The 22,837-nt window shown below is 70.7% G+C and carries 25 protein-coding genes and 1 tRNA gene; 17 read left to right on the forward strand and 9 right to left on the reverse strand.

Going from position 1 to position 22,837, the window contains the following annotated elements:
* Window positions 1-26 precede the first annotated feature (26 nt).
* Window positions 27-653 carry a vitamin K epoxide reductase family protein gene (locus ATC03_RS09875; protein ID WP_067876285.1) on the reverse strand — a complete coding sequence of 209 codons (627 nt, stop codon included), beginning with the start codon at window positions 651-653 and terminating at the stop codon, window positions 27-29.
* A 272-nt stretch (window positions 654-925) separates the two neighbouring features.
* On the opposite strand from ATC03_RS09875, the gene ATC03_RS09880 reads away from it, so the two are divergent.
* Window positions 926-3,730, forward strand: a complete 2,805-nt coding sequence (locus ATC03_RS09880; protein ID WP_084003411.1) for an Rne/Rng family ribonuclease — start codon at window positions 926-928, stop codon at window positions 3,728-3,730.
* A 33-nt stretch (window positions 3,731-3,763) separates the two neighbouring features.
* Here the strand turns inward: ATC03_RS09880 and ATC03_RS09885 are convergent, their stop codons facing one another.
* Entirely contained in the window at window positions 3,764-4,063 is a 300-nt protein-coding gene (locus ATC03_RS09885; RefSeq protein ID WP_067876288.1) for a DUF4031 domain-containing protein, read from the reverse strand.
* Window positions 4,064-4,295: 232 nt separating this feature from the next.
* Here ATC03_RS09885 and rplU point away from each other — a divergent pair, with 232 nt between their 5' ends.
* The 12 genes from rplU (at window position 4,296) to ATC03_RS09945 (ending at window position 12,848) form a co-directional block, all read left to right on the forward strand.
* Complete coding sequence (gene rplU, locus ATC03_RS09890; protein WP_074401007.1) at window positions 4,296-4,604, forward strand: 50S ribosomal protein L21; 309 nt, start codon at window positions 4,296-4,298, stop codon at window positions 4,602-4,604.
* Between the two features lie 28 nt (window positions 4,605-4,632).
* Window positions 4,633-4,890: a 50S ribosomal protein L27 gene (gene rpmA, locus ATC03_RS09895; protein WP_055857715.1), complete on the forward strand. Its 258-nt coding sequence runs from the start codon at window positions 4,633-4,635 to the stop codon at window positions 4,888-4,890.
* Between the two features lie 73 nt (window positions 4,891-4,963).
* Window positions 4,964-6,541 carry a GTPase ObgE gene (gene obgE / locus ATC03_RS09900; RefSeq protein WP_067876289.1) on the forward strand — a complete coding sequence of 526 codons (1,578 nt, stop codon included), beginning with the start codon at window positions 4,964-4,966 and terminating at the stop codon, window positions 6,539-6,541.
* On the forward strand, window positions 6,538-7,356 hold the full coding sequence (gene proB, locus ATC03_RS09905) for a glutamate 5-kinase (RefSeq protein ID WP_067876291.1): 819 nt from the start codon (window positions 6,538-6,540) through the stop codon (window positions 7,354-7,356). The genes obgE and proB overlap by 4 nt, the downstream gene beginning before the upstream one ends.
* Window positions 7,357-7,365: 9 nt before the next feature.
* Entirely contained in the window at window positions 7,366-8,634 is a 1,269-nt protein-coding gene (locus ATC03_RS09910; RefSeq protein WP_067876294.1) for a glutamate-5-semialdehyde dehydrogenase, read from the forward strand.
* A gap of 71 nt (window positions 8,635-8,705) precedes the next feature.
* Entirely contained in the window at window positions 8,706-8,924 is a 219-nt protein-coding gene (locus ATC03_RS09915) for a hypothetical protein (protein WP_067876297.1), read from the forward strand.
* Between the two features lie 17 nt (window positions 8,925-8,941).
* Window positions 8,942-9,544: a nicotinate-nucleotide adenylyltransferase gene (gene nadD, locus ATC03_RS09920; protein WP_074401009.1), complete on the forward strand. Its 603-nt coding sequence runs from the start codon at window positions 8,942-8,944 to the stop codon at window positions 9,542-9,544.
* The gene (locus ATC03_RS20570; RefSeq protein ID WP_067876305.1) at window positions 9,541-10,734 is read left to right on the forward strand and encodes a hypothetical protein; all 1,194 of its coding nucleotides are present in this window, start codon (window positions 9,541-9,543) and stop codon (window positions 10,732-10,734) included. Before nadD ends, ATC03_RS20570 begins: the two co-directional genes overlap by 4 nt.
* 36 nt (window positions 10,735-10,770) lie before the next feature.
* The gene (gene rsfS, locus ATC03_RS09930) at window positions 10,771-11,139 is read left to right on the forward strand and encodes a ribosome silencing factor (RefSeq protein WP_067876308.1); all 369 of its coding nucleotides are present in this window, start codon (window positions 10,771-10,773) and stop codon (window positions 11,137-11,139) included.
* Between the two features lie 112 nt (window positions 11,140-11,251).
* Window positions 11,252-11,324, forward strand: a tRNA-Ala gene (locus tag ATC03_RS09935).
* Between the two features lie 236 nt (window positions 11,325-11,560).
* Complete coding sequence (locus ATC03_RS09940) at window positions 11,561-12,178, forward strand: TMEM175 family protein (protein WP_067881838.1); 618 nt, start codon at window positions 11,561-11,563, stop codon at window positions 12,176-12,178.
* Between the two features lie 154 nt (window positions 12,179-12,332).
* On the forward strand, window positions 12,333-12,848 hold the full coding sequence (locus tag ATC03_RS09945; RefSeq protein ID WP_152030917.1) for a hypothetical protein: 516 nt from the start codon (window positions 12,333-12,335) through the stop codon (window positions 12,846-12,848).
* 55 nt (window positions 12,849-12,903) lie between these two features.
* On the opposite strand, the gene ATC03_RS09950 is transcribed toward ATC03_RS09945, so the two are convergent.
* Genes ATC03_RS09950 through ATC03_RS09960 form a run of 3 tightly spaced genes read right to left on the reverse strand, consistent with a single transcriptional unit; the run spans window position 12,904 to window position 15,461 of the window.
* Window positions 12,904-13,401, reverse strand: coding sequence for an Lrp/AsnC family transcriptional regulator (locus tag ATC03_RS09950; RefSeq protein ID WP_179947872.1), 498 nt, complete (start codon window positions 13,399-13,401; stop codon window positions 12,904-12,906).
* A complete protein-coding gene (locus ATC03_RS09955; RefSeq protein WP_067876320.1) occupies window positions 13,401-14,330 on the reverse strand; it encodes an oxygenase MpaB family protein in 930 nt (309 codons plus the stop codon). Before ATC03_RS09955 ends, ATC03_RS09950 begins: the two co-directional genes overlap by 1 nt.
* A gap of 6 nt (window positions 14,331-14,336) precedes the next feature.
* Window positions 14,337-15,461, reverse strand: a complete 1,125-nt coding sequence (locus ATC03_RS09960) for an aggregation-promoting factor C-terminal-like domain-containing protein (RefSeq protein ID WP_067876324.1) — start codon at window positions 15,459-15,461, stop codon at window positions 14,337-14,339.
* Window positions 15,462-15,540: 79 nt separating this feature from the next.
* On the opposite strand from ATC03_RS09960, the gene ATC03_RS09965 reads away from it, so the two are divergent.
* Window positions 15,541-16,716, forward strand: a complete 1,176-nt coding sequence (locus tag ATC03_RS09965) for a glycoside hydrolase family 3 N-terminal domain-containing protein (protein ID WP_067881841.1) — start codon at window positions 15,541-15,543, stop codon at window positions 16,714-16,716.
* A gap of 82 nt (window positions 16,717-16,798) precedes the next feature.
* Window positions 16,799-17,362 carry a YceI family protein gene (locus tag ATC03_RS09970; RefSeq protein WP_067876327.1) on the forward strand — a complete coding sequence of 188 codons (564 nt, stop codon included), beginning with the start codon at window positions 16,799-16,801 and terminating at the stop codon, window positions 17,360-17,362.
* Window positions 17,363-17,453: 91 nt separating this feature from the next.
* Here the strand turns inward: ATC03_RS09970 and ATC03_RS09975 are convergent, their stop codons facing one another.
* Window positions 17,454-18,587 (reverse strand): winged helix DNA-binding domain-containing protein, encoded by a 1,134-nt coding sequence (locus tag ATC03_RS09975; RefSeq protein ID WP_084003414.1) that lies wholly within the window; start codon window positions 18,585-18,587, stop codon window positions 17,454-17,456.
* A gap of 115 nt (window positions 18,588-18,702) precedes the next feature.
* On the opposite strand from ATC03_RS09975, the gene ATC03_RS09980 reads away from it, so the two are divergent.
* Window positions 18,703-20,301 (forward strand): ABC-F family ATP-binding cassette domain-containing protein, encoded by a 1,599-nt coding sequence (locus ATC03_RS09980; protein ID WP_067876333.1) that lies wholly within the window; start codon window positions 18,703-18,705, stop codon window positions 20,299-20,301.
* Here the strand turns inward: ATC03_RS09980 and ATC03_RS09985 are convergent.
* The 3 genes from ATC03_RS09985 to ATC03_RS09995 are packed head-to-tail and all read right to left on the reverse strand — an operon-like array spanning window position 20,298 to window position 21,804.
* Window positions 20,298-21,173, reverse strand: a complete 876-nt coding sequence (locus tag ATC03_RS09985) for an SURF1 family cytochrome oxidase biogenesis protein (protein ID WP_067876338.1) — start codon at window positions 21,171-21,173, stop codon at window positions 20,298-20,300. The two genes, ATC03_RS09980 and ATC03_RS09985, sit on opposite strands and share 4 nt — an antisense overlap.
* Window positions 21,170-21,409, reverse strand: a complete 240-nt coding sequence (locus ATC03_RS09990; protein ID WP_418117631.1) for a hypothetical protein — start codon at window positions 21,407-21,409, stop codon at window positions 21,170-21,172. The genes ATC03_RS09985 and ATC03_RS09990 overlap by 4 nt, the downstream gene beginning before the upstream one ends.
* Window positions 21,406-21,804, reverse strand: coding sequence for a DUF3099 domain-containing protein (locus tag ATC03_RS09995; protein ID WP_067876341.1), 399 nt, complete (start codon window positions 21,802-21,804; stop codon window positions 21,406-21,408). Before ATC03_RS09995 ends, ATC03_RS09990 begins: the two co-directional genes overlap by 4 nt.
* Before the next feature lie 247 nt (window positions 21,805-22,051).
* Between ATC03_RS09995 and ATC03_RS10000 the strand changes: the two genes are divergently transcribed.
* The gene (locus tag ATC03_RS10000) at window positions 22,052-22,762 is read left to right on the forward strand and encodes a beta-ketoacyl-ACP reductase (RefSeq protein WP_067876344.1); all 711 of its coding nucleotides are present in this window, start codon (window positions 22,052-22,054) and stop codon (window positions 22,760-22,762) included.
* Window positions 22,763-22,837 lie beyond the last annotated feature (75 nt).

Below are 22,837 nucleotides of genomic sequence, written 5' to 3' on the forward strand. Positions count from 1 at the left end.
GTCGTTCGAGGTCTGATCGCCGAACGTCAGCGCCAGAGGTTCTGAAGGTCGATGAGGACCCGGGGAATGGCGTTCATCTGCGCCTGCGCGAGCAGGATCACCACGGCGTAGCAGACGACCGTGATCACGGGGATCCAGCCGTACCACCCCGCGGCGAGGCGCCGCACGCGTGCCGAGGCCGGAATCTGCCCCGAACGCAGGTTGTGCAGCGTCACGAGCCAGAAGGTCGGGATCGTGACCGCCCAGGTGAGCATGCACCAGGGGCAGAGCACGTCGAGCACGTAGATGCTCTGGAAGATCAGCCAGCCGACGAAGACGAGCGCACCCGCCACGCCGAGGTTGAACCCGACCCAGAACCAGCGCGAGAAGGTCGCACCCGCGAGCAGCGCCACGCCGATCGTGATCACGACGGGCCACGCCATCATGCCGACGAAGGGGTTCGGGAAGCCGAACACCGAGCCCTGCCACGACGCGAGGTTCGTGCTGCAGCCCACCAGGACACCGACATTGCAGTTCGGGATGTGGTTCGGATCGGCGAGCGTGAGCACCTTCTCGAGCGAGAGTTCCCATGCTGCGAGGAGCCCGAACGCTCCGAGGATGATGAGGCTGATGGCGAGCCCGATGGGCTTCGGGCGAGCGGGGGCATCCGACATGCCTCGATTCTGACATGGCGAATCGGCGGGTTCGCCGCCGGTCGTGCGATAATCGAGGAAGCCGACCGGGTCCGACCCGCAAACGGCGACAGACGAACTTCCCGGATGCCGCGCATCCGATTGAGCGGTGAACGCACCGCACGACGTGGCGACGAGGCAAACCTGCCGGTCGCCGGTGACGAGAATTGACGGTTCCGCGTACGCCGCGGAGCCGCACGAGAGTACGGAAGGGATGGCGCGGCCGTCCCGACCGAAGTAGGAGCGCACCAGAGATGGTGGAAGGCAACGAGCACCAGACGAACCGACCCGACCCGAAGGGCGCGCCCAAGCGGCGCGGCGGACTCTTCGGCGGCCGACGCGGCCGTGGTCGCGCCGCCCAGCCGGCGGCCGACGCACCCCTCGCGGCGCCCGAGATCGACGAGGTCCAGGCCCAGGTCGACGAACCGGTGGAGGTTCCGGCGCCCGTCGCGGCCTCGCAGCACGCCGGCCGGCACGTCGCCGGCGGGGCAGACGCCGGCAGCGACACGAACGTCGACGCGAACGGGCAGCCCGATGGCGCCGACCTCGCCGACGCGATCGATCCCGAGGCGGATGCCGCAGTCGACGCGCCGGCCCCTGCCGTCTCGCCGATTCCGTCGAACCTCACCACGACGTCGCTGATCTTCCACGCGCCGCCCGTCCTCGTGACCGCGGACCGCCCCGAGCGACCCGAACGCGGCGAACGGGGCGAACGGCCCGAGCGGGCCGGCCGCGGCGACCTCGCCGGCGCCGACGACGAAGAGGGTTCGAGCGTTCGCCGCCGTACCCGTCGTCGCACGGGCGAGGAGCCCCGCACGACGGGCGACCAGCCGGCCAACACGGTCGTCAAGGTGCGCACGCCGCGCGAGCCCGAACTCATCACCGAGCCGCAGCGCGTCAAGGGCTCGACCCGCCTCGAGGCGAAGAAGCAGCGCCGACGCGACGGCCGCGACGCCGGCCGCCGACGCACGATCATCACCGAGTCGGAGTTCCTCGCCCGTCGCGAGTCGGTCGATCGCTCGATGATCGTCCGCGAGAAGAGCGGCCGGATCCAGATCGGCGTGCTCGAAGACGGCGTGCTCGTCGAGCACTACGTCGCCCGCAACCAGGACGCCTCGCTCATCGGCAACGTCTACCTCGGCCGCGTGCAGAACGTCCTGCCGAGCATGGAGGCGGCGTTCGTCGACATCGGACGCGGCCGCAACGCCGTGCTGTACTCGGGCGAGGTCGACTGGGACGCCGCCGCCGAGAACGGCGAGAAGAACCAGCCGCGCCGCATCGAGCTCGCGCTGAAGCCCGGCGACCGCGTGCTCGTGCAGGTCACGAAGGACCCGGTCGGCCACAAGGGCGCCCGCCTGACGAGCCAGATCTCGCTGCCGGGCCGTTACCTCGTGTACGTGCCGAACGGCTCCATGAACGGGATCAGCCGCAAGCTGCCCGATACCGAGCGTGCGCGCCTCAAGAAGATCCTCAAGGAGGTGCTGCCCGAGAACCAGGGCGTGATCGTGCGCACCGCAGCCGAGGGCGCCACCGAAGAGCAACTCACCCTCGACGTCAACCGCCTGCTCGCGCAGTGGGCCGACATCTCGACGCAGCTCGAGAAGGCGCAGGCGCCGTCGCTGCTGCACTCCGAGCCCGATCTGCTCATCAAGATCGTCCGCGATGTCTTCAACGAGGACTTCCAGAAGATGATCATCGAGGGCGACGAGGCGCGCGGCACCATCGAGCGCTACCTCCGGGCGGTCGCACCCGACCTCCTCGAGCGCGTCGAGGCCTACGAGGGCGACCGGGATTCGTTCGATGCGTTCCGCATCAGCGAGCAGATCGAGAAGGCGCTCGACCGCAAGGTCTGGCTGCCCTCGGGCGGCTCGCTCGTGATCGACCGCACCGAGGCGATGACCGTCGTCGACGTCAACACCGGCAAGTTCGTCGGCTCGGGCGGCAACCTCGAAGAGACCGTCACGAAGAACAACCTCGAGGCGGCCGAGGAGATCGTCCGTCAGCTGCGCCTGCGCGACATCGGCGGCATCATCGTCGTCGACTTCATCGACATGGTGCTCGAGTCCAACCGCGACCTCGTACTCCGCCGACTCATCGAGTGCCTCTCTCGCGACCGCACGAAGCACCAGGTCGCCGAGGTCACCTCGCTCGGCCTCGTGCAGATGACGCGCAAGAAGCTGGGCCTCGGCCTGCTCGAGACCTTCAGCGAACCGTGCGACGTCTGCGCGGGTCGAGGCATCGTCGTGCACCACGAGCCGGTCTTCAAGCACCGCGCAACCGGCGCACCGCAGCAGCAGCAGAGCGACCGTCGTCGGGGCGGGCGCGGCAGCACGCCGAACTCCAACGGCAACGGCGGCAACGGCGGTGGTGGCGGCAGCAGCACCGGTGGCAGCGCGCAGCACACGTCGCCCACGGAGCCCAAGGCTCACACCGGCACGCACGCGATCACCGAAGACGTGAAGCACGCGCTCGCGCAGATCGCCGCATCGACGATCCCGCACGCCGAGCACCACGACGGCGCGTCGCCCGCGGCCCCGACCGACGTGACGTCCGCCGCGGCGCAGGCCACCGAGCCCGCACCCGGCGACGAGTCCGGCAACGGCGCCCGTCAGGGTCGACGCCGTGGCCGCGGTCGACGTGCGTCGCGCGAGCAGACCTCGGCTGCGGCATCCGAGGCCCCGACCGGGTCTCAGGGTGCCGACGACACGACGGCACCGGATGTCGCCGCCGACCCCGCGGACGCTGCGACGCCCGCGGTCGCGCCAGTCGAACGCGAGGCCGAGGTCGAGCCCGCCGAGCCGACGCCGGCCGTCGCGATCCTCGACCTCCCGGCCGTCGCCGCACCGCGCACTCGGGCGGAGCCCGCCGCAGCGACCGCCGAGCTGCTCGATTCGGTGCTCGACGCGCTCCCGGCACCCAAGAAGGCCGGCGAGGGTCGCTCGCGCAGTCGCCGCGTCTCGACGGCTGCACTGTCGCCCGCGGGCGGCGCTCCGGTCATCACGCGCGCCGACGGCGCCGAGGCGAACCCCGCCGACGGCGAGGGCCCGGCGGCGGGCTGAGCCCGTTCGAATCCGACGGGGCCCTGATCGACGTCAGTCGGTCGGGGCCTCGCGGCGTTGCCGGCGTGCCCGGCGCTCGCGGGGGAGTACCCGCAGCCCGCTCGCCGCGAGTCGTCGCACGAGCTCGCGCGGCGGCACCGGGACCGCTCCGGCGGCGACGAGGTCGTCGTAGCGCTCGACGGGCACGTCGTAGTGGTCGAGGTCGAAGGCCCGGGCCGGGAGCCCGGCCGCCTCGGCGAACGCCAGGAGCTCGGCGATCGACTCGTCGCTGACGAGGTGCGCCCACACCGTGCCGTGCTTCGGCCAGAGCGGCGTGTCGATGAGCACGGTCATGCAGAAGATCCTAGGTGCGACGACGCGCGACGCGCCGGTGGCCGCTCGTTTGACCGAGTCGCATCGATCCGGTAAACTCGTTCGTTGGTGCCGCCGCTTATCACGGTGTGCCCCCATCGCAGTTCGACTGCAACGTTTTCTGGCATGGCCCTCCTTCCCATTGGGGTCCCGCGCAGTGACACCCCATCAGACAGACGGAGCCCCCGTGGTTCCCCAGAGATAGGTACGAGTAGTGGTTTACGCAGTAGTGCGCGCCGGCGGTCGGCAGGAGAAGGTCGAAGTTGGCACCATCGTGACGATGGACCGCATCAAGGCTGACAAGGACGGCAACGTCCAGCTCGCCGCGGTGCTCCTCGTCGACGGCGAGAACATCACCTCCGACGCCAAGTCGCTTGCCAAGGTCACGGTCACGGCCGAGGTTCTCAACGACCTCCGCGGCCCGAAGATCGTGATTCAGAAGTTCAAGAACAAGACCGGCTACAAGAAGCGCCAGGGCCACCGTCAGGAGCTCACGCGCGTCAAGGTCACCGGCATCAAGTAGCAGCAGCGGCTCGCAAGGAGAATCAGACATGGCACACAAAAAGGGAGCGAGCTCCACTCGCAACGGTCGTGACTCGAACGCACAGCGCCTCGGCGTGAAGCGCTTCGGTGGCCAGGTCGTCAGCGCGGGCGAGATCCTCGTCCGTCAGCGCGGCACCCACTTCCACCCGGGTGCGGGTGTCGGTCGCGGTGGCGACGACACGCTGTTCGCACTCGAGGCCGGCTCGGTGCAGTTCGGCACCAAGGGCGGCCGCAAGGTGGTCAACATCGTGGCGGCCGGCGAATAGTCGACCGACAGGTTTTCGTGAGGGCGGGCTTCGGCTCGCCCTCACGTGTTTACAGAGCAGAAAGGCACGTCGCATGGTCAGCTTCGTCGATGAGGTGACGCTGTTCGTGCGCGCCGGACATGGCGGCAACGGATGCGTCTCGGTCCGCCGGGAGAAGTTCAAGCCGCTCGCAGGTCCCGATGGCGGCAACGGCGGCGGTGGCGGCGACATCACGCTCGTGGCCGACCCGCAGGTCACCACGCTGCTCGCGTACCACGGTCGTCCGCACCGTTCCAGCGGCAACGGTCAGCCCGGCATGGGCGACCACCGGGCCGGCGCCGCAGGCGAGCCGCTCGAGCTCCCAGTTCCGGTCGGCACGGTCGTCAAGGACGCCGACGGCACCGAGCTGATCGACCTCACCGAACCGGGCATGCGCTTCGTCGTCGCCCCCGGCGGCCAGGGCGGACTGGGCAACGCATCGCTGGCCACGAACAAGCGCAAGGCCCCCGGCTTCGCACTGCTCGGCACCCTCGGCTACGAGGGCGAGGTCAAGCTCGAGCTGAAGAGCATCGCGGATGTCGCACTCGTCGGGTACCCGTCGGCCGGCAAGTCCAGCCTCATCGCCGCGATGTCGGCGGCGCGTCCGAAGATCGCCGACTACCCGTTCACGACGCTCCACCCGAACCTCGGCGTCGTCGAGGCGGGCGACCACCGGTTCACGGTCGCCGACGTTCCAGGTCTGATCGAGGGCGCGAGCGAGGGCAAGGGTCTCGGCCTCGAGTTCCTCCGTCACGTCGAGCGCTGCTCGGCGCTGCTGCACGTCATCGACTGCGCGACGCTCGAGCCCGGCCGCGATCCCCTCAGCGACCTCGACGTCATCCTTGCCGAGCTCGCCGCGTATCCCGTGCCGGAAGGCCAGACGCCGCTCCTCGAGCGTCCGCAGCTCGTCGCCCTCAACAAGATCGACGTGCCAGAGGCCCGTGACCTCGCCGAGCTCGTCAAGCCCGAGTTCGAGGCGCGCGGCTTCACGGTCTTCGAGATCTCGACCGTCAGCCACGAGGGACTCCGCCAGCTCGGCTTCGCCCTCGGCGCGCTCGTCGAGGAGGAGCGCAAGGCCGCCGCCGCATCGGTCGTCGAGGGTCCGCGCATCGTGATCCGTCCGAAGCCCGTCAACGAGATCGACTACGTCGTGAAGCCCGAGGGCGGCAGCTACGGCACGATCTACCGCGTGCTCGGCGGCAAGCCCGAGCGCTGGGTGCAGCAGACCGACTTCACGAACGACGAAGCGGTCGGCTTCCTCGCCGACCGTCTGGCCCGCCTCGGCGTCGAAGACGCCCTCGTGCGGGCGGGGGCCGTCGCCGGCTCGACCGTCGTGATCGGCCCCGGCACCGGTGTCGTTTTCGACTGGGAGCCCACGCTGACCTCGACCGCCGAGCTCATCACGGCCCCGCGAGGCACCGATGTGCGTCTCGACGAGAACCGTCGTGCCACGCGCGCCGAGCGCCGCAGCGACTACCACGACCGCATGGATGCCAAGGCCGAGGCCCGTGCCGAGCTCGACCGCGAGCGCGAGGCCGGTCTCTGGGCGGGCGACGCCGAGGCGGCCGAGCCCGTCGAGCCGGTCGAGGCGGCGGCATCTGCCGGCGCGTCGGAGGCGGAGGACGACCGGTGACCCTGCGCGAACGCGCCGACATCCCCTCGGCGCGGCGCGTCGTGGTCAAGGTCGGCTCCTCGTCGATCAGCGGTGAGAACGCCGGGCAGATCGCGCCCCTGGTCGAGGCCCTCGCGGCCGCCCACGAGCGCGGAACCGAGGTGGTGCTCGTCTCCTCGGGTGCCATCGCGACTGGCATGCCCTACCTGAAGCTCGACGAACGGCCGACCGATCTCGCGACGCAGCAGGCCGCGGCATCCGTCGGTCAGAACCTGCTCGTCGTTCGCTACCAGGACGCGCTCGACCGGTTCGGCATCATCGCCGGGCAGGTGCTGCTCACCGCCGGTGATCTCGAGAACTCGACGCCCAGGTCGAACGCGCAGCGGGCGATGGACCGCCTGCTCGCACTGCGAATCCTGCCGATCGTGAACGAGAACGACACCGTCGCGACGCACGAGATCCGCTTCGGTGACAACGACCGCCTCGCGGCCCTCGTCGCCGAGCTGATCGGCGCCGACCTCCTCGTGCTGCTCTCCGACGTCGACGCGCTCTACACGAAGCCGCCGCACCTCGAGGGTGCCCAGCGCATCGACCACGTGCCGTTCGGCGACGAGCTCGCGGGCATCGAGATCGGGTCGGTCGGGCGCGCGGGCGTGGGCACCGGGGGAGCGGAGACGAAGGTGTCGGCGGCCCGCATCGCCGCCGGCGCCGGCGCTGCCGTGCTCATCACGGCCACCCCGCTCGTCACCGAGGCTCTCGCGGGCGCGCACATCGGCACCTGGTTCGACGCCGCCCCCGAGCGTCACACGACCGCCGAGGCCACCCAGCTCACCTAGGCTGATCCCATGGAGCAGCCCGACCTCGACACGTCCGTGCTCGACGCCCGGCTCGCCGCCGCGAAAGAGGCGTCATACCGCCTCGCACGCGCGACGACCGCCGAGAAGGATGCCGCGCTCGAGCGCATCGCGTCCGACCTTCGCGCGCGCGCGTCCGAGGTGATCGCGGCCAACGGGCTCGACCTCCAGGCCGGTCGCGCGGCGGAGATCGGCAGGGGACTGCTCGACCGGCTCGCGCTCGACGAGCCGCGCATCGACGCCCTCGCCGACGCCGTGCTCGACGTCATCGGGCTGACCGATCCGGTCGGCGAGACCCTGACCGGCCGCACGCTCCCGAGCGGAGTGCGCATCGACCAGGTGCGGGTGCCGCTCGGCGTGGTCGGTGCGATCTACGAGGCACGGCCGAACGTCACGATCGACATCGCCGTGCTCGCGCTGAAGAGCGGCAACGCCGTGGTGCTGCGCGGCGGTTCTGCTGCCGAACAGACGAATCGGGTGCTCGTCGACGTCCTGCGCGGTGCGCTCGACGCAGTGGGCCTGCCGGCCGAGGCCGTGCAGACGGTCGACGACTTCGGTCGCGCCGGGGCGCGTCACCTCATGCAGGCCAGGGGGTACGTCGACGTGCTGATCCCGCGGGGGAGTGCCGGCCTCATCCGCGCCGTCGTCGACGAGGCGCGCGTTCCCGTCATCGAGACCGGGGCCGGCGTGGTGCACATGTTCCTCGACGCCTCCGCGCCCGAGCACTGGGCGATCGAGCTCGTGCACAACGCCAAGGTGCAGCGCCCGAGCGTGTGCAACGCCCTCGAGACCCTGCTGGTCCATCAGGAAGCGGCGGAGCGGCTGCTTCCCTCGGTGCTCGATCGCCTGACCGACGCGGGCGTGACGATCCACGCCGATGAGCGCGTGCGCGCCATCCGGCCCGATGCCCTGCCCGTGACCGATGAGGACTTCGCGACCGAGCACATGAGCCTCGACCTCTCGGTCGCCGTCGTCGATTCGCTCGACGACGCACTCGAGCACATCCGTCGGTTCTCGACGAAGCACACCGAGTCGATCGTGACGAACGACCTGGCCAACGCCGAGCGGTTCCTCAACGAGGTCGACTCGGCGGCCGTCATGGTGAACGCCTCGACCCGATTCACCGACGGCGCCGAGTTCGGCTTCGGCGCCGAGGTCGGGATCTCCACGCAGAAGCTGCACGCTCGGGGGCCCATGGGCCTGCCCGAGCTGACGAGCACGAAGTGGATCGTGCGTGGGGCCGGACACGTGCGCGCCTAGCTGCGTGTCCTCGCCGACGCGACCTCGCTAGACTGTCACGAGCACCACCGCACGCTTCGAAAGGAACACGAATGAGCTTCACGAGCACGGCAGTCGCCGGCATCCTCGCGTCGGAGGCGGCGCACGTCGAACTGCCGATGCCGGCGTGGGCGTACGGCCTCGTGGCCCTCATCATCTTCGCTGCGCTCGCATTCGTGACCGCGTCCTACCGCGATGTCGCCAACCGCCACCGTGCGAAGGCCGAGGCCTACGCGGCCCGTCACGGCGCCGACGAGCACAGCGGACACTGAGCGAGGGTTCGCGAACCGTGACCGGAGCCGAGCAGCGCCGACCGCGAGTCGGCGTGATGGGCGGCACGTTCGACCCCATCCACCACGGTCACCTCGTCGCGGCGAGCGAAGTCGCTCGGTCGCTCCACCTCGATGAAGTCGTGTTCGTCCCGACCGGTCAGCCGAGCTACAAGTCGAACGTCACACAGGCCGAGCACCGCTACCTGATGGCCGTCATCGCGACGGCCTCGAACCCGCAGTTCACGGTGAGCCGGGTCGACATCGACCGCGCCAAGCCCACCTTCACGATCGACACCCTGCGAGACCTCCGTCGGGAGCGCAGCGATGCCGACCTGTTCTTCATCACGGGCGCCGACGCCATCGCGCAGATCCTGTCCTGGAAGGATGTCTCGGAGCTCTGGGATCTCGCCCACTTCGTGGCTGTGAGTCGGCCGGGACATGTCCTCTCCGTTCGCGGATTGCCGGAGCAAGACGTAAGCTTGCTCGAAGTCCCGGCACTGGCGATCTCGTCGACCGACTGCCGGGAAAGGGTGCGCCGGGGTTTCCCGGTGTGGTACTTGGTGCCTGATGGGGTCGTCCAGTACATCTCCAAGCACCATCTCTATCGGAGTGTCGCATGACGTCGTCGCAGGAACCGCAGCTGACGCGCCGCGAGATGCGCGAGCGCGAACGACTGCAAGAGCAGGCCGTCCCCTCGTCGACCCCGAATCCCGCGCCGCAGACGCCTGCGCAGGCGGTTCCGGTCGCCCCGATCCAGACGCCCACACCGCAGCCGGTGCCCGCATACGGCAGCCCGACTCAGCCGAACGGCGCGCAGCCGGCGCAGGTCGCACCGTACGGGTCCGCGCCGCAGCCCGCGTCGGCATACCCGACATCCGCGCCGCTTCCCGCGCATGCACCCTCGGCGTTCGCGCCCGGGCCGGTCGTTCCGCCGGCCGCACCCGTTCAGGCCGCGCCGGCCCCGGCCGCGCCGGCCCCGGCCGCGCCGGCCCCCGCGGTGAACCCTGCTCCGGTCGCCGCGCCGGTTCCGCCCGTCGCCACGCCCGCGCCGCGCCAGTCCTCGACTCCAGAGCGCACCCTCACGAGGCGCGAACTGCGGGCGATGCTCGACGGCGATGCCGGCACCGACGGCGAGGAGTTCGACGATCTCGATCAGGAGATCGCCGGAGCCTCCGCGATGGACGCGCCGCGTCCGCCGGCCGCGTTCACCCCGGCGCCCGCGCAGCAGGTCCCGCAGGCACCTCCCGTCGAACTGCCGCAGCGACAGCCGCTGCCGCACCAGGCCGAGTCCGCCGCGCTCTCCGAGCAGCCGATCATCGCACCCAAGCCCGTCGGCCACTGGACGGCTCAGCTCGACGCTCCCGTCGAATCCGCTCAGCCGTACGACCAGATGCTGTCGCGCGGCGGCGTGGGTCGCGGGGTGCCCACCACGACGAACGCGCTCATCCTGCCGTCGCTTCCCGACCATGCCGGCATCCCGGCGCCGATCACGAACAACGGCAACGGCGAGGTCATCGTGACCGGTTCGATCGACCTTCCGCGCAGCTACGGCGCGACCGGCGTGCATCCGAGCCAGATCGATTCGTCCGACGTCGATCACCTCTTCGACCAGGTCGAAGACGGGGTCGGCATCGGGGCACCGGTCTCGGCGACCAGGGCGATCAGCACGCAGAGCGCGAGCAAGGCCGTCGTCGCCCCACCTTCGAAAGAGGCCATGAACGTGCCGCTCGTGCTCGCGGTGACCGCCGGAGTGCTCGCGCTCGGCGTCGTCGGCACCCTCGTCGTCGGCGCCCTCACGGGCCTCTTCTGATTTCGATTCCGCACCACAACGACCGGAAATGAGCGAATGACCGCAACCGACCAGGCTCTCGACGCCCTCGCCCTCGCAGCCCGCGCGGCGGACTCCAAGGGCGGCGACGACCTCGTCGCCCTCGACGTGTCCGGACCACTGCCGTTCACCGACGTGTTCCTCCTCGTGAGCGGCAATTCCGAGCGCAACGTCATCGCGATCGCCGACGAGATCGAAGACACCCTGCGGGAGGCCGGCGTCTCGACGCTCCGTCGTGAGGGCCACAGCACCGGGCGATGGATCCTGCTCGACTTCGGCGACCTCGTCGTGCACGTCTTCCACCCAGAGGACCGCCTCTACTACGGGCTGGAGCGCCTCTGGCTCGACTGCCCCGCAGTGCCAGTGGCACCCCTGCTGGCGGGCTGAGCGGGGCCTGCACCCGGCGAGCTTCCCTCAATTTCATTTGTGGCCGGAGGCTGGTGTAAGCTCGAAACATCGCCTGAAGCACAGTGAGAAATCGCTGAGACAAGGCAAGAACGGGTCTGTGGCGCAGCTGGTAGCGCACCTGCATGGCATGCAGGGGGTCAGGGGTTCGAGTCCCCTCAGATCCACCGAAAGCCCCGGTGAACTTGCGTTCACCGGGGCTTTTCTCGTATCCGGCGGCATCCCGCAGTCGGAGTGCCGCGGAAGTGCCGCGGCCGAACGGCACAGCGGCGAGCCGGGCAGAGTTCTGCTGCTCTCGGGCGCCGACCTGCCGCCTCGCGCTGTCGCATCGAGAACGGCGTGGGACAGAATGGCGATCAGGTGCGCGACCCGCGCATCCCTGCATCGACGCCCGGGAGGCATCGTGGCGCACGCCCGCACCGAACGTGGACTCGATCGGCTCGTGAACTTCTCCGATGCCGCCGTCGCGATCGCGATCACCCTGCTGATCCTTCCGCTGGTCGACCTGGCGGGCGACCTCGACGGTGTCGACTTCGCCGAGTTCGCCGGCGAGCACTTCGGCGCGTTCATCGCCTTCGTCGTCACGTTCGCCGTGATCGGACGTTTCTGGGTGCTCCACCACGCGGTCTTCGAGGCGGTCCACGACTACTCGCCGCGCCTGATCTGGTTCAACATGCTGTGGCTCGCGAGCATCGTCTTCCTCCCGTTCGCCGCGAATGCCGTGTCGAGCATCGACATCGAGAACGGCAGCTTCGATGCCGTCTACATCGGCACGATGTTCGTCACCACGACGGCGATGCTGCTCATCGAGCTCGAGCTGCTGCGGCATCCGGAACTCACCGCACCCGGCACGACCTTCGATCTCGGCAGAACGGTCTCGGTGCTCGTCGTGCTCGTGATCGCCGGGGTGCTCGCCTTCCTGTTCCCGAAGGTCGGCATGCTCTGGGTGGTGCTGCTCTACGCCGCGCCCCTCGTCACGGCCCTGCTGCGCTTCGTGCCCGCCTTCCGTCGAGCGTCGTAGTGCGGCCGGCTCGCGACATCCGCTCGCCTCGGTCCGGATCGTCGATGACGGATGTCGCCGCCCGGCGCGGTTCCTTGACCCCCCTCTGGGTGCGGCCCACAATTGGGTGTCGGGCAACGACCGAGTGTCCGGCAACGCAGGGGAGCAGAAGAGCATGAGCGACGCGAACACTCGTCCGGTCTACGGCCAGCAGGACCCGATCGGCGGGAACTTCCCCGATGAGGTCGAGCCGGGCGCCCCAGCGGGCGTCGAAGAGCCCGCAGCGCTGCCTGCAGACCCCGAGCGTCGCTCGTGGAGCCGTGATCTGCGGTTCATGCTCGTCGTCCTTGCCGCGATCGCCGCTCTGTTCCTCGCGTTCGCGCTGCTGATCGCGTTCAGCCCCACCGGAGCGGCGATCAGTGCCCTCGCGGTCATCGCGGCGCCGATTGCGACCATGGTCGCCGCGTACTACGGCATCTCGCTGGCGCTCCGCCAGGTCGCCGACGCGCGCAACGCGGCGGTCACCGCCGAGGCGCGTGCGCGCGCCGCCGAGGCGAGCGCGCACGAGTCCGACGCCTGGGCCGCGCAGATGGAGTCCGGACTCCGCGTCGCCGTCTCGAAGCTGAAGGGCGCGGGGGTCAGTACGAGCGATGTCGAGCGCGCCGCCGGCACGCCCGACGAGTTCTTCTGATCGAGCCGACGGCCGTTCGTTCGGCCGGTGGCCGCGTGGCGCGGGTCCGGGCGAGCTACGAGCGCCAGATGTCGAGCGACTGGGCCGGCGGGCGCCCGTCGAACTCGGCGAGGATCAGGTGCGACCTCGTCGAGAGCACGCCGGGCATCACATGGATGTCGCGCAGGATCGCCTGACTCAGCTGCTCGTGGTCGGGCGCGCTGACCGTCAGCATCAGGTCGATATCGCCCGAGACGGCCTGGACCTTCTCGACGAACGGCAGCTCGGCCAGGCGGGCGGCGACGGATTCCCAGCCGCTGTCGGCGGCGACGCGCACGACGACGAGCGCCGAGATCCTGAGGCCGATCGACGTGCGGTCGATCTTGGCGCCGAACCCGGTGATGACGCCGCGCTCGACGAGGTGCTGCACGCGGTTGTGCGCCGCGGTGCGGGAGATGTGCACGCGTTCGGCGAGCGTTCGCACCGAGAGGCGGCCGTCGCGGCTGAGCTCCGCGACGATCCGGCGATCGATGTTGTCGATCGCCTCGCCATGGTGTGCCGCATGCTCGGTCATCATCGTCCTCGGTGCTCAGGTTCAGCGTACCGGCGACGGGCCCGGTGCAGCGAGACCCGCATGGGAGCGTGCCGCACGATCCGGGGCAGCCACGGCCAGACGACGGCCACTCCCGTGAGCCAGGCGTTCGCCACGCGTCGTGCGCGCGGCGTCCACCTGAAGCCGTAGGCATCCCTGAGCGCCGGCGGCAGCAGCTCAGCAGTGACGAGGCGCACGGGCGGCAGGAGGATCGCAAGTCCTCTCAGGGCGTCGGATGTCGAGAGCAGCGTCCGCGCCACGCGACGCGCCTCCTCGGTGACGTGCAGTACGCCGAGGCGGGCGTTCCACCAGGCGTCGAACTGCTCTCGGGTGTCGGGCCACCCCTCGCGGGATCCCTGCAACCGGAACCCCAGCGGTGCGTAACCGCGGACGATCGCATCGGCATCCGCCGCCGGAAGCGGCCCGTACACGCGTTCGTGGATGTCGAGGGCGACGGCCAGCAACGTCGAGGCCACCCACCGCTGCGCGTCGGCGTCGAACGCGCTGTACGCGGCATCCGGCATCTCGTCGAAGGCCGCTGAGCGTTCGGAGCGTTCGGAGTGCTCGGAGTGCCCGGAGTGCCCGGGGTGCTCGGGGACTTCTGCGGTGTCGGACATTGCCGGGCGCGCCGAGCCGCCCCGCACCGGCGCATGTCGCGCGTTGACCCGTCGAACGGCGGCACCGGCGACCTCGTCGTCGCCGAACCCGACGGCGTAGACGTAGTCGAGCGTGCCCATGAGGCGGTCGAGCGGGCGCGAGGCGAAGTCGCTGTGCCGGGCGACGCCTCGAGCGACACGCGGGTCGGCGAGCTGCAGGAGGATCGCGGCGGCACCGCCGAGCAGAAGGACGGCCTCCGCACCGTGCCGGCGGAAGACCGCCCGGTCAGCGCGCTCGGCCTCGACGGGATCCATACCCCATCAGTACCAGTTCACGGCCTCGGAATGCGCCCAGGCGGCGCACGGGCTGCCGTACCGGGAAGAGATGTACGAGAGTCCCCACTCGATCTGCGTGTTCGCGTTGGTCCGCCAGTCGGCCCCTGCCGCGGCCATCTTGCTGCCCGGCAGCGACTGCGGGATCCCGTAGGCGCCGCTCGAGGCGTTGTACGCGTCGGCGCGCCAGCTCGACTCGCGCATCCACAGCCGGTACAGGCACTGGTATTGGCCGTCGTCCCAGCCGTACCGCGCGACGGCTGAGGCCGCATAGGCCTGGGCGGCCGTGCGATCCACGGTGACGCCCGGCGGGGGAGCGGCCGTGAATCCGCCGGCGGCTTCGGCCGCGGCAGCCGCGGCCGCCTCGCGCGCCGCGCGATCACGGGCCTCCTGCTCGCCGATGCGGAACTGGCGCTCCACCTCCACCGAACGATCCCGCAGGCTCGCCAACTGGGCGTACAGCGTGTCGAGGGCGGCCTGCTGCTCGGCGACGCGCTCCTGCGCCGCCACGTGCGCGGCCTCCGCGGCCGCCGCGGCCTCGACGGCCTCGGCCGCGAGGCGGGTGCGTTCGGACTCGGCACGATCGGCCTGATCGCGGACGGCCGCCGCATCGGCCTCGGCGCTCCGCGCTCGCGACGCCACTCCGCCGATCACGGTCGTGAGCTGGGCGGCTCGGGACAGGCCCATCAGCAGCCGTGCCGAGGCGTCGCCGTCGAGCAGGAGTCGGAGGCCCAGGTCCGCGCCGCCCGTGCGCGCCAGGACGGCGCCGGCCCTGCCGAGGGCGGCCGTCGCGGCGGTGGCCTCGGCCTCGGCCTCCGACGCCTGATCCGCGAGCGCGGTCGCCCGCGCCGCGGCATCCGCCCTGGCCTGCTCGGCGAGCACCGACGCGCCCGCCGCGGCGACGGCGGCATCCCCGAGCCGACCCGACTCGGATTCGAGTTCGTCGACGAACGCGTCGATGCGCGAGGCCTCGGCCTCGCTCGCCCCGACCTGGGCCTTCGCAGCCTCGACCTCGTCCCAGGTCGGGTAGTCCTCGGCGGTCGCGGCGGCCGAGGGCGCGATGACGAGCGCGACGACGAGCGCCACCACCACCGAACCCCTCACCACGCGCACGAACACCCCCTTCGAGCCCGGCGATTCTACCCAGCACCCGCTCAGGCGATCGGTGGACACGCAGCGTACACTCGGTCCGATGCGCACGCGGCTCCTCCTCACGACGACGGCGGTGCTCGCGATGTCGCTCCTCTCGGGCTGTGCGACGGCGGCACCCGCGGCGGAGCCGACCGCTCCGACCCCGACGGCCACGTCGACGCCGACTCCCACCGCGACTCCGGATCCCGTGGCCGAGTTCGTGGAGTCGCGGATGTCGCAGATGACCCTCGAGCAGAAGGCCGCGTCGCTGCTCATGCTGCACGCCCCGGGGCTCGACCCCGCGCCGCTCAGGGCCGACGTGGAGCGCGGAACGTCGGGACTCATCCTCATGGGCGACAACGTGCCGGCCTCGCCGGAGCAGCTGGCCTCGCTCGTCGCCGCCGCGCAGGTCGATCCCGAACTGCCGGCCCTGATCGCGATCGACGAGGAGGGCGGCGACGTGCAGCGACTGCCGTGGGATCCGGCGCCCGGTGCCGAGGCGCTGCAGGCGCAGCCGCCCGCGGCCACCACCGCCGCCTTCGCGTCTCGCGCGGCGGTGCTCGCGGCATCCGGTGTCAACCTGAACTTCGGCATCGTCGCGGATGTCACGGCCGACCCAGACTCGTTCATCGCGGCACGCGTGCTCGGCACCGATCCGGTCGCCGCGGGGGACCGGGTCGCGGGCGCCGTCGCCGGCGAGCACGACACGGTGTTCAGCACGCTGAAGCACTTCCCGGGCCACGGCGCCGCGCCAGGCGACTCGCACTCGAGCCTGCCGAGTGCGCCGCTCGGCATCGACGAGTGGCGCGCAGGGCCGGCGATCCCGTTCCAGCGGGGCATCGACGCGGGCGCCGAGCTCGTCATGACCGGCCATCTCGTGTATCCGGCGATCGATGCGCAGCCTGCATCGCTCTCGCCCGAATGGCATCGGATCCTGCGCGAGGAGCTCGGGTTCGAGGGCGTGGTCGTGACCGACGACATGCTCATGCTCGGGCGCAACGGACTGCCCGAGTACGCGGACCAGAACGAGAACGCGGTGCGGGCCGTCGCCTCGGGTGCCGACCTGCTGCTGTACGTGCTGCCGGCCGATCCGTCGAGCGTCGGCATCTCGATCGACGAGCTCGTCGGCGCGATCAGCGGCGCGGTGGCGTCCGGGCGCGTTCCGCAGGCTCGACTGGACGACGCGGTCGAGCGCGTGCTGACGCTGCGCAGGACCCTCGTCGAAGAAACTTCCTGAATCTCGGAATACCCCGAGATTTACATGCGTTCGCATTGATGTGGCGCGCATGCCACGACGACATCGAATTACGGAGAACCACATGACGAACACCGCCACCGGCATCGAGATCCCCGGCTACCGCGCAGGCACCTGGACGATCGACCCCACGCACAGCGAGGTCGGCTTCAGCATCCGCCACCTCATGATCAGCAAGGTCAAGGGCAAGTTCGAGCGGTTCGACGCCACCTTCGTGACGGCCGAGAACCCCCTCGACTCGACCGTGACGGCGTCGGCCGAGGTCGCCTCCGTCAACACCAACGAGCCGAACCGCGACGGGCACCTCCGCACCGGCGACTTCTTCGAGGCCGAGACCCACCCGACCATCGACTTCGTCTCCACCGGCGTGCGCGTCGAGGACGGCGACTTCAAGGTCGACGGCGATCTCACCATCCGCGGCATCACCAAGCCCGTCACCTTCGACTTCGACTTCGGCGGCTTCGGCGGCGACCCCTACGGCAACTACAAGGCCGGCGCAACCGCGAAGACCGTCGTGAACCGCGAGGACTTCGGCCTCACCTACAACGCCGCGCTCGAGACCGGCGGCGTGCTGCTCGGCGACAAGGTCACCATCACGCTCGAGCTGCAGGCGGCGCTCCAGCAGTAAGACGAACTGCACCGTCACGAAGGGTCGGATGCCGCGGGCATCCGACCCTTCGTCGTCGGCACGTCGTGCCGACCGGCGTGGCAGACCTCCGTCAGGCGCCGACCGTCGTGACCTCGCCGAGGCCGGTCGACCAGAACTCCGCCCAACGGGCGAACGCCGGCCCGAACTCCTCGAGGTTCGGAGCGCGCTCGAACCGCGTGACCTCGACCGTCGTGACACCGCGGCGCTCGGGGGAGCGGCGCCAGGTGCCCACGACCTCGCCGTCGGCCACGAGGATCGGCAGGAACAGGCCGTTCTTGCCGGGAACCACGCGGGCCGCATCATCGGCGGAGCACGACACCGAGCGGTCACCGTAGCCGAGGAAGAACTCGTCGAACGGGGCGAGCACGTGCCGGGTCGCGGCCTCTGTCAGGGGGGTCGGCGGCTCGGCATCGGCCGCCACGAGCAGGTCGCCCGACCAGGCGACCACGTCGACGCCTGCGGCCTCGACCGCGCGACGCGACTGCGTGAGCGTGAGGCCGGTCCACCACGCGAAATCGCGGACCGTCGCGGGTCCGTGGCCGCGCAGGTAGCCCGTGACCAGCTTCGCCAGCGTCTCGTCGGCATCGACGGGCTCGTTCGAGGTGGCGGGCGACCACTCGTCGAGCAGCACGAACCGCTGCCTGGCCCGCGTCTCGACCGGGCCGCCGCAGAGCACGCCCTCGACGGCGAGCCGCCAGATCAGGTGATAGCCGCGCTGGCCCGCGATCGGGATTCCCGCGGCCGCCCACGCCGCCTGCAGCTCGTCGCGCGAGGCGGAACGGCCGCCCTCGAGCTCGCGGATCGCCACCGCCCGCGCCGATGCGTGCACGGCGTCGTCGATGCCCTCGTCGCCATGGTTCTTGGCGGCGCGCTGCATGAGGCGTGCCGCCGTCAGGCGGAGGATCGGCCGAAGCATGCCGGGATCGACGAAGTGCAGCGTGCCGCGCATCGGCCACGAGCGCAGCACCGACCGGTCGTCGATCGCGGCGTCGATCGTCGCCTCGAAGGAGCCGGGCACGCGGACCCCGAGCACCCACTTCGCCGCGGCGAGATCTTGCGCCTGCACGCACACGAGCCGCCCGACCGCGGCGCTGGGCGACGACAGCCCGCCGGTGAGGCCCTGCGCGGCGAGACGCGCGGACCTGAGGCGCAGGAGATCGAGGTCGGCCGCGGCATCCGTCGTCATGGTGGAAGTCTGGCGCATGCTGCGAGTCTGCCGCGCCCCACGGACATCGGCGCAGCGGACGCCCTGCGAACGATAGACTGGGCGGCTGTGCCATGTCGGCACGATCCCACCCCACACCTGCCGGAGGCTTCCTGTGCTCGCCGTTCACGATCTCGAGATCCGCGTCGGCGCACGCGTCCTGATGGAGCACGTGAACTTCCGCGTCTCCGACGGCGACAAGATCGGCCTCGTCGGCCGCAACGGCGCCGGCAAGACCACGCTCACGAAGACCCTCGCCGGCGAGACGCTGCCCACCGACGGCCGCATCGACCGGTCGGGCGAGATCGGCTACCTCCCGCAGGACCCCCGCTCCGGCGACCCCGAGATGCTCGCCCGTACCCGCATCCTCGACGCACGAGGCCTCGGCTCGATCGTGCTCGACATGCATCAGGCGTCCATCGACATGGGCAGTGACGACCCCGTGACCGCCGAGAAAGCGATGAAGAAGTACGGCAACCTGACCGACCGCTTCAACGCGCTCGGCGGATACGCGGCCGAGGCCGAGGCGGCGTCGATCGCCTCCAACCTGAACCTGCCCGACCGCATCCTCGACCAGCCCCTGAAGACCCTCTCGGGCGGTCAGCGCCGGCGCATCGAGCTCGCCCGCATCCTCTTCTCCGACGCGTCGACGATGATCCTCGACGAGCCCACGAACCACCTCGACGCCGACTCGGTCGTCTGGCTCCGCGAGTTCCTCAAGGGCTACAAGGGCGGCGTCATCGTCATCTCGCACGATGTCGTGCTCGTCGACGAGGTCGTGAACCGGGTGTTCTACCTCGACGCGAACCGCTCGATCATCGACGTCTACAACATGGGCTGGAAGCACTACCAGCGTCAGCGCGCCGCCGACGAGGAGCGCCGCAAGAAGGAGCGCGCCAACGCCGAGAAGAAGGCCGGCGTGCTGCAGATGCAAGCCGCCCGCTTCGGCGCGAAGGCCTCCAAGGCCGCCGCCGCCCACCAGATGGTCGCGCGCGCCGAGAAGCTCCTCGCGGGCCTCGACGAAGTGCGGGCCGTCGATCGGGTGGCGAAGCTGCGCTTCCCGACGCCCGCGCCCTGCGGACGCACCCCGATCACCGCGAGCGACCTGTCGAAGAGCTACGGCTCACTCGAGATCTTCACGGCCGTCGACCTCGCGATCGACCGGGGCTCGAAGGTCGTCATCATCGGATTCAACGGTGCCGGCAAGACCACGCTGCTCCGAATCCTCGCGGGTGTCGACCAGCCCGACACGGGCACGGTCGAGGCCGGGCACGGGCTGCGGGTGGGGTACTACGCCCAGGAGCACGAGACCATCGACGTCAAGCGCAGCGTGCTCGAGAACATGGTCAGCTCATCGCCGAACCTCACCGAGACCGAGGCGCGAAAGGTGCTCGGCTCGTTCCTGTTCACGGGCGACGACGTGCACAAGCCCGCCGGCGTGCTCTCGGGCGGCGAGAAGACCCGACTGGCACTGGCCATGATCGTCGTCTCGGGTGCGAACGTGCTGCTCCTCGACGAGCCCACGAACAACCTCGACCCCGCGAGCCGCGCCGAGATCCTCGACGCGCTCGCGCACTACGAGGGCTCCGTCGTGCTCGTCTCGCACGACCCCGGAGCCGTCGAGGCCCTGAACCCCGAGCGGGTGCTCATCATGCCCGACGGCACCGAAGACCACTGGAGCGCCGACTACCAGGAGCTCATCGAGCTGGCCTAACGCCGATCCAGCACGCCGTCTTCGAGATCGGCGTCCGAGTCGCGGCGCTGGGTGCGGTTCACCTGCCGCTGCACGGGGCGACGACGGTCGGGCTGCACTCCGGATGCCTCGGCGATCGACTTGCGCTCCCGGTTCGCGGCCCAGGCGAGGCCGATGAACCCCATGATCGCGAAGACGAACCACTGCAGGGCGTACGACAGGTGCGGACCCTCGTCGCGGAGCGGTCGGGTGGCCGCGATCGGCGGCTCGGCGGCATCCGCACCCGACTGGATCAGCAGCCCGTACGCACCGGTGTAGGTCGGGTCGTGGAGTCGCCCGGCGAGTTCGTCGAGGTCGATCGTGGCGAACTCGTCGCCGGCCGAGGTGCGCCCGTTGATCTGCCCCTCGCCGGCCTTCAGCCTGGCCTCGACGTCGACGGGGCCGGCCGGGGGAGCGGTGAACTCGCCCGGTCGTCCGTCGGAGCCCTGCGCGACCCAGCCGCGGTCGACGATGAACACCGAGCCGTCGTCGAGCCGGAGGGGCGTCAGCACTTCGAAGCCCGAGCCGCCCTGACCGGGGCGGTTGCGCACGACGACCTCCTCGTCGGCGAGGTACTCGCCCGAGAGCGCGACGACCTGCCAGCGCTGGTCGACGTCGAACCCCTCGAGGTCGGGCAGCGCGTCGGCGACCGGGATCGCCTGCGCGTCGTAGTTCGCATCGATGCGCGAGATCTCGGCGCGGGCCTCGGCGCGGCGCGCGAACTGCCACATGCCGAGCGCGCAGCACACGATCGCGAAGACCACGACGAGGGCGAGGTAGCCGGCCCAGCGGCGGGATCGCAGGAACGACCACTCGCTCGAGAACGGCGCCTGTCCCGGAAGCGACCCGCTCACGAGTCCACCTCGGCGGCCGCATCGAGCTCACCCTCGAACGCGGCCGAGCGGACCGGGAACGAACGAGCCTCGAGGAACCCGCGCAGGTACTCGACGTGCTCGTCGCACGCGAGCCAGGTCTTCCATCGCTCGCCGGTGTGGATGCGGGGGTTCTGCCAGTCGATGCGCCAAGCCGCGGCCTCGTGGCACGCCGCACGCGAGCAGACCGCACCGTCGGGCTGCATGCCGCCGATCACGCCGCGTTCCGATCGTCGTCGGTGCGCGGCATCCGCGCGGAGCCGTCGCCGCGCTCACCCTCGGTACCGGTCGGGTCGTCGGCGCCCGCCTCGCGGCCGGTGGCGTTCGTCGGCGGAGCGGTCGTGCCCGGCGTCGAACCGCTGACCGGCACGATGGTGCCCGGCCGCTCGACCGCACCACCGAGGCCCGGACCGCTCACGTTGGCGAGGACGACCGCGATGTAGGGCAGCACGATCGCGCCGACGGCGCAGACGGCCAGCCACCAGCCCTGCACGAACAGCATCGCGAAGATGCAGAGCAGCCTGATCGCCATGGCGATCGAGTACCTGATCATGCGCGAGCGCCGCTCCGCCTCGGGGGAGGGCGGCAGACTCGTGATCGATTGCTGCTTCATCAACGTCGTCGCAGTTCGGTGCGGCGCTCCTCTGCGTCAAGCCTACGTCGCTCGGGCCCGGGCGGCGGCCCCCGAGAGCCGTTCGGCCCTGGCCCCGGCCGTGGTCTTCGGCCGCGCCTTCGGCTCGGCATCCGGCGGGCGGATGTCGCGACCCGGCATCGAGCGCGAACCCGGCGCTGCATGCGGGCCTCACTATGCTGAGACAGGCTCGCGTCGAGCCGAGATCCCTCGTGAATGGAGTCACCGCATGACCACGCCCCGCACCGTCCTCGTCACCGGCGGAAACCGCGGCATCGGCTTCGCCATCGCCGGCGAGTTCGTCGCCCAGGGGCACCGCGTCGCCGTCACCGCCCGATCGGGCGAGGGCCCCGAGGGAACGCTGACCGTGCGCGCCGACGTCACCGACGCGGCATCCGTCGACCGCGCGTTCGACGAGATCGAGGCCGCGCTCGGCCCGGTCGAGGTGGTCGTCGCGAACGCCGGCATCACCCGCGACACGCTGCTGCTGCGCATGAGCGAAGAGGACTTCACGAGCGTCATCGACACCAACCTGACCGGCGCCTTCCGCGTCGTCAAGCGCGCATCGAAGGGCATGCTCAAGGCCCGCTTCGGCCGCGTCGTGTTCATCTCCAGCGTGGTCGGCCTCTACGGGTCGGCCGGGCAGGTCAACTACTCGGCCTCGAAGGCCGCCCTCGTCGGCATGGCGCGGTCGCTCACGCGCGAACTCGGCGCCCGCAACATCACGGCGAACGTCGTCGCACCCGGCTTCATCGAGACCGACATGACCGTCGACCTCCCCGAGGCCCAGCAGGCCGAGTACAAGAAGAGCATCCCGCTCGGCCGGTTCGCGTCGCCCGACGAGGTCGCGCGCGTCGTCGCGTGGCTCGCTGGCGACGACGCCGGATACATCTCGGGCGCCGTCATTCCGGTCGACGGCGGCCTCGGCATGGGGCACTGACCCCGGCCACGCGGCAACGGCGAAGGCCGCGGCGCACCGAGTCGGTGCCCGCGGCCTTCGCCGTTGCTCGTGCTC

Origin of the sequence: Agromyces aureus (genome assembly GCF_001660485.1) — a bacterium.
GTDB lineage: Bacteria > Actinomycetota > Actinomycetes > Actinomycetales > Microbacteriaceae > Agromyces > Agromyces aureus.

Bases quoted from the DNA above. Each gene is read 5' to 3' on its own strand.
- ATC03_RS09875 (WP_067876285.1), bottom strand. From the start codon at position 653: ATGTCGGATGCCCCCGCTCGCCCGAAGCCCATCGGGCTCGCCATCAGC.
- ATC03_RS09880 (WP_084003411.1), top strand. From the start codon at position 926: ATGGTGGAAGGCAACGAGCACCAGACGAACCGACCCGACCCGAAGGGC.
- ATC03_RS09885 (WP_067876288.1), bottom strand. From the start codon at position 4,063: ATGACCGTGCTCATCGACACGCCGCTCTGGCCGAAGCACGGCACGGTG.
- rpmA (WP_055857715.1), top strand. From the start codon at position 4,633: ATGGCACACAAAAAGGGAGCGAGCTCCACTCGCAACGGTCGTGACTCG.
- obgE (WP_067876289.1), top strand. From the start codon at position 4,964: ATGGTCAGCTTCGTCGATGAGGTGACGCTGTTCGTGCGCGCCGGACAT.
- ATC03_RS09910 (WP_067876294.1), top strand. From the start codon at position 7,366: ATGGAGCAGCCCGACCTCGACACGTCCGTGCTCGACGCCCGGCTCGCC.
- ATC03_RS09915 (WP_067876297.1), top strand. From the start codon at position 8,706: ATGAGCTTCACGAGCACGGCAGTCGCCGGCATCCTCGCGTCGGAGGCG.
- ATC03_RS20570 (WP_067876305.1), top strand. From the start codon at position 9,541: ATGACGTCGTCGCAGGAACCGCAGCTGACGCGCCGCGAGATGCGCGAG.
- rsfS (WP_067876308.1), top strand. From the start codon at position 10,771: ATGACCGCAACCGACCAGGCTCTCGACGCCCTCGCCCTCGCAGCCCGC.
- ATC03_RS09945 (WP_152030917.1), top strand. From the start codon at position 12,333: ATGAGCGACGCGAACACTCGTCCGGTCTACGGCCAGCAGGACCCGATC.
- ATC03_RS09950 (WP_179947872.1), bottom strand. From the start codon at position 13,401: ATGACCGAGCATGCGGCACACCATGGCGAGGCGATCGACAACATCGAT.
- ATC03_RS09955 (WP_067876320.1), bottom strand. From the start codon at position 14,330: ATGGATCCCGTCGAGGCCGAGCGCGCTGACCGGGCGGTCTTCCGCCGG.
- ATC03_RS09965 (WP_067881841.1), top strand. From the start codon at position 15,541: ATGCGCACGCGGCTCCTCCTCACGACGACGGCGGTGCTCGCGATGTCG.
- ATC03_RS09970 (WP_067876327.1), top strand. From the start codon at position 16,799: ATGACGAACACCGCCACCGGCATCGAGATCCCCGGCTACCGCGCAGGC.
- ATC03_RS09975 (WP_084003414.1), bottom strand. From the start codon at position 18,587: ATGCGCCAGACTTCCACCATGACGACGGATGCCGCGGCCGACCTCGAT.
- ATC03_RS09995 (WP_067876341.1), bottom strand. From the start codon at position 21,804: ATGAAGCAGCAATCGATCACGAGTCTGCCGCCCTCCCCCGAGGCGGAG.
- ATC03_RS10000 (WP_067876344.1), top strand. From the start codon at position 22,052: ATGACCACGCCCCGCACCGTCCTCGTCACCGGCGGAAACCGCGGCATC.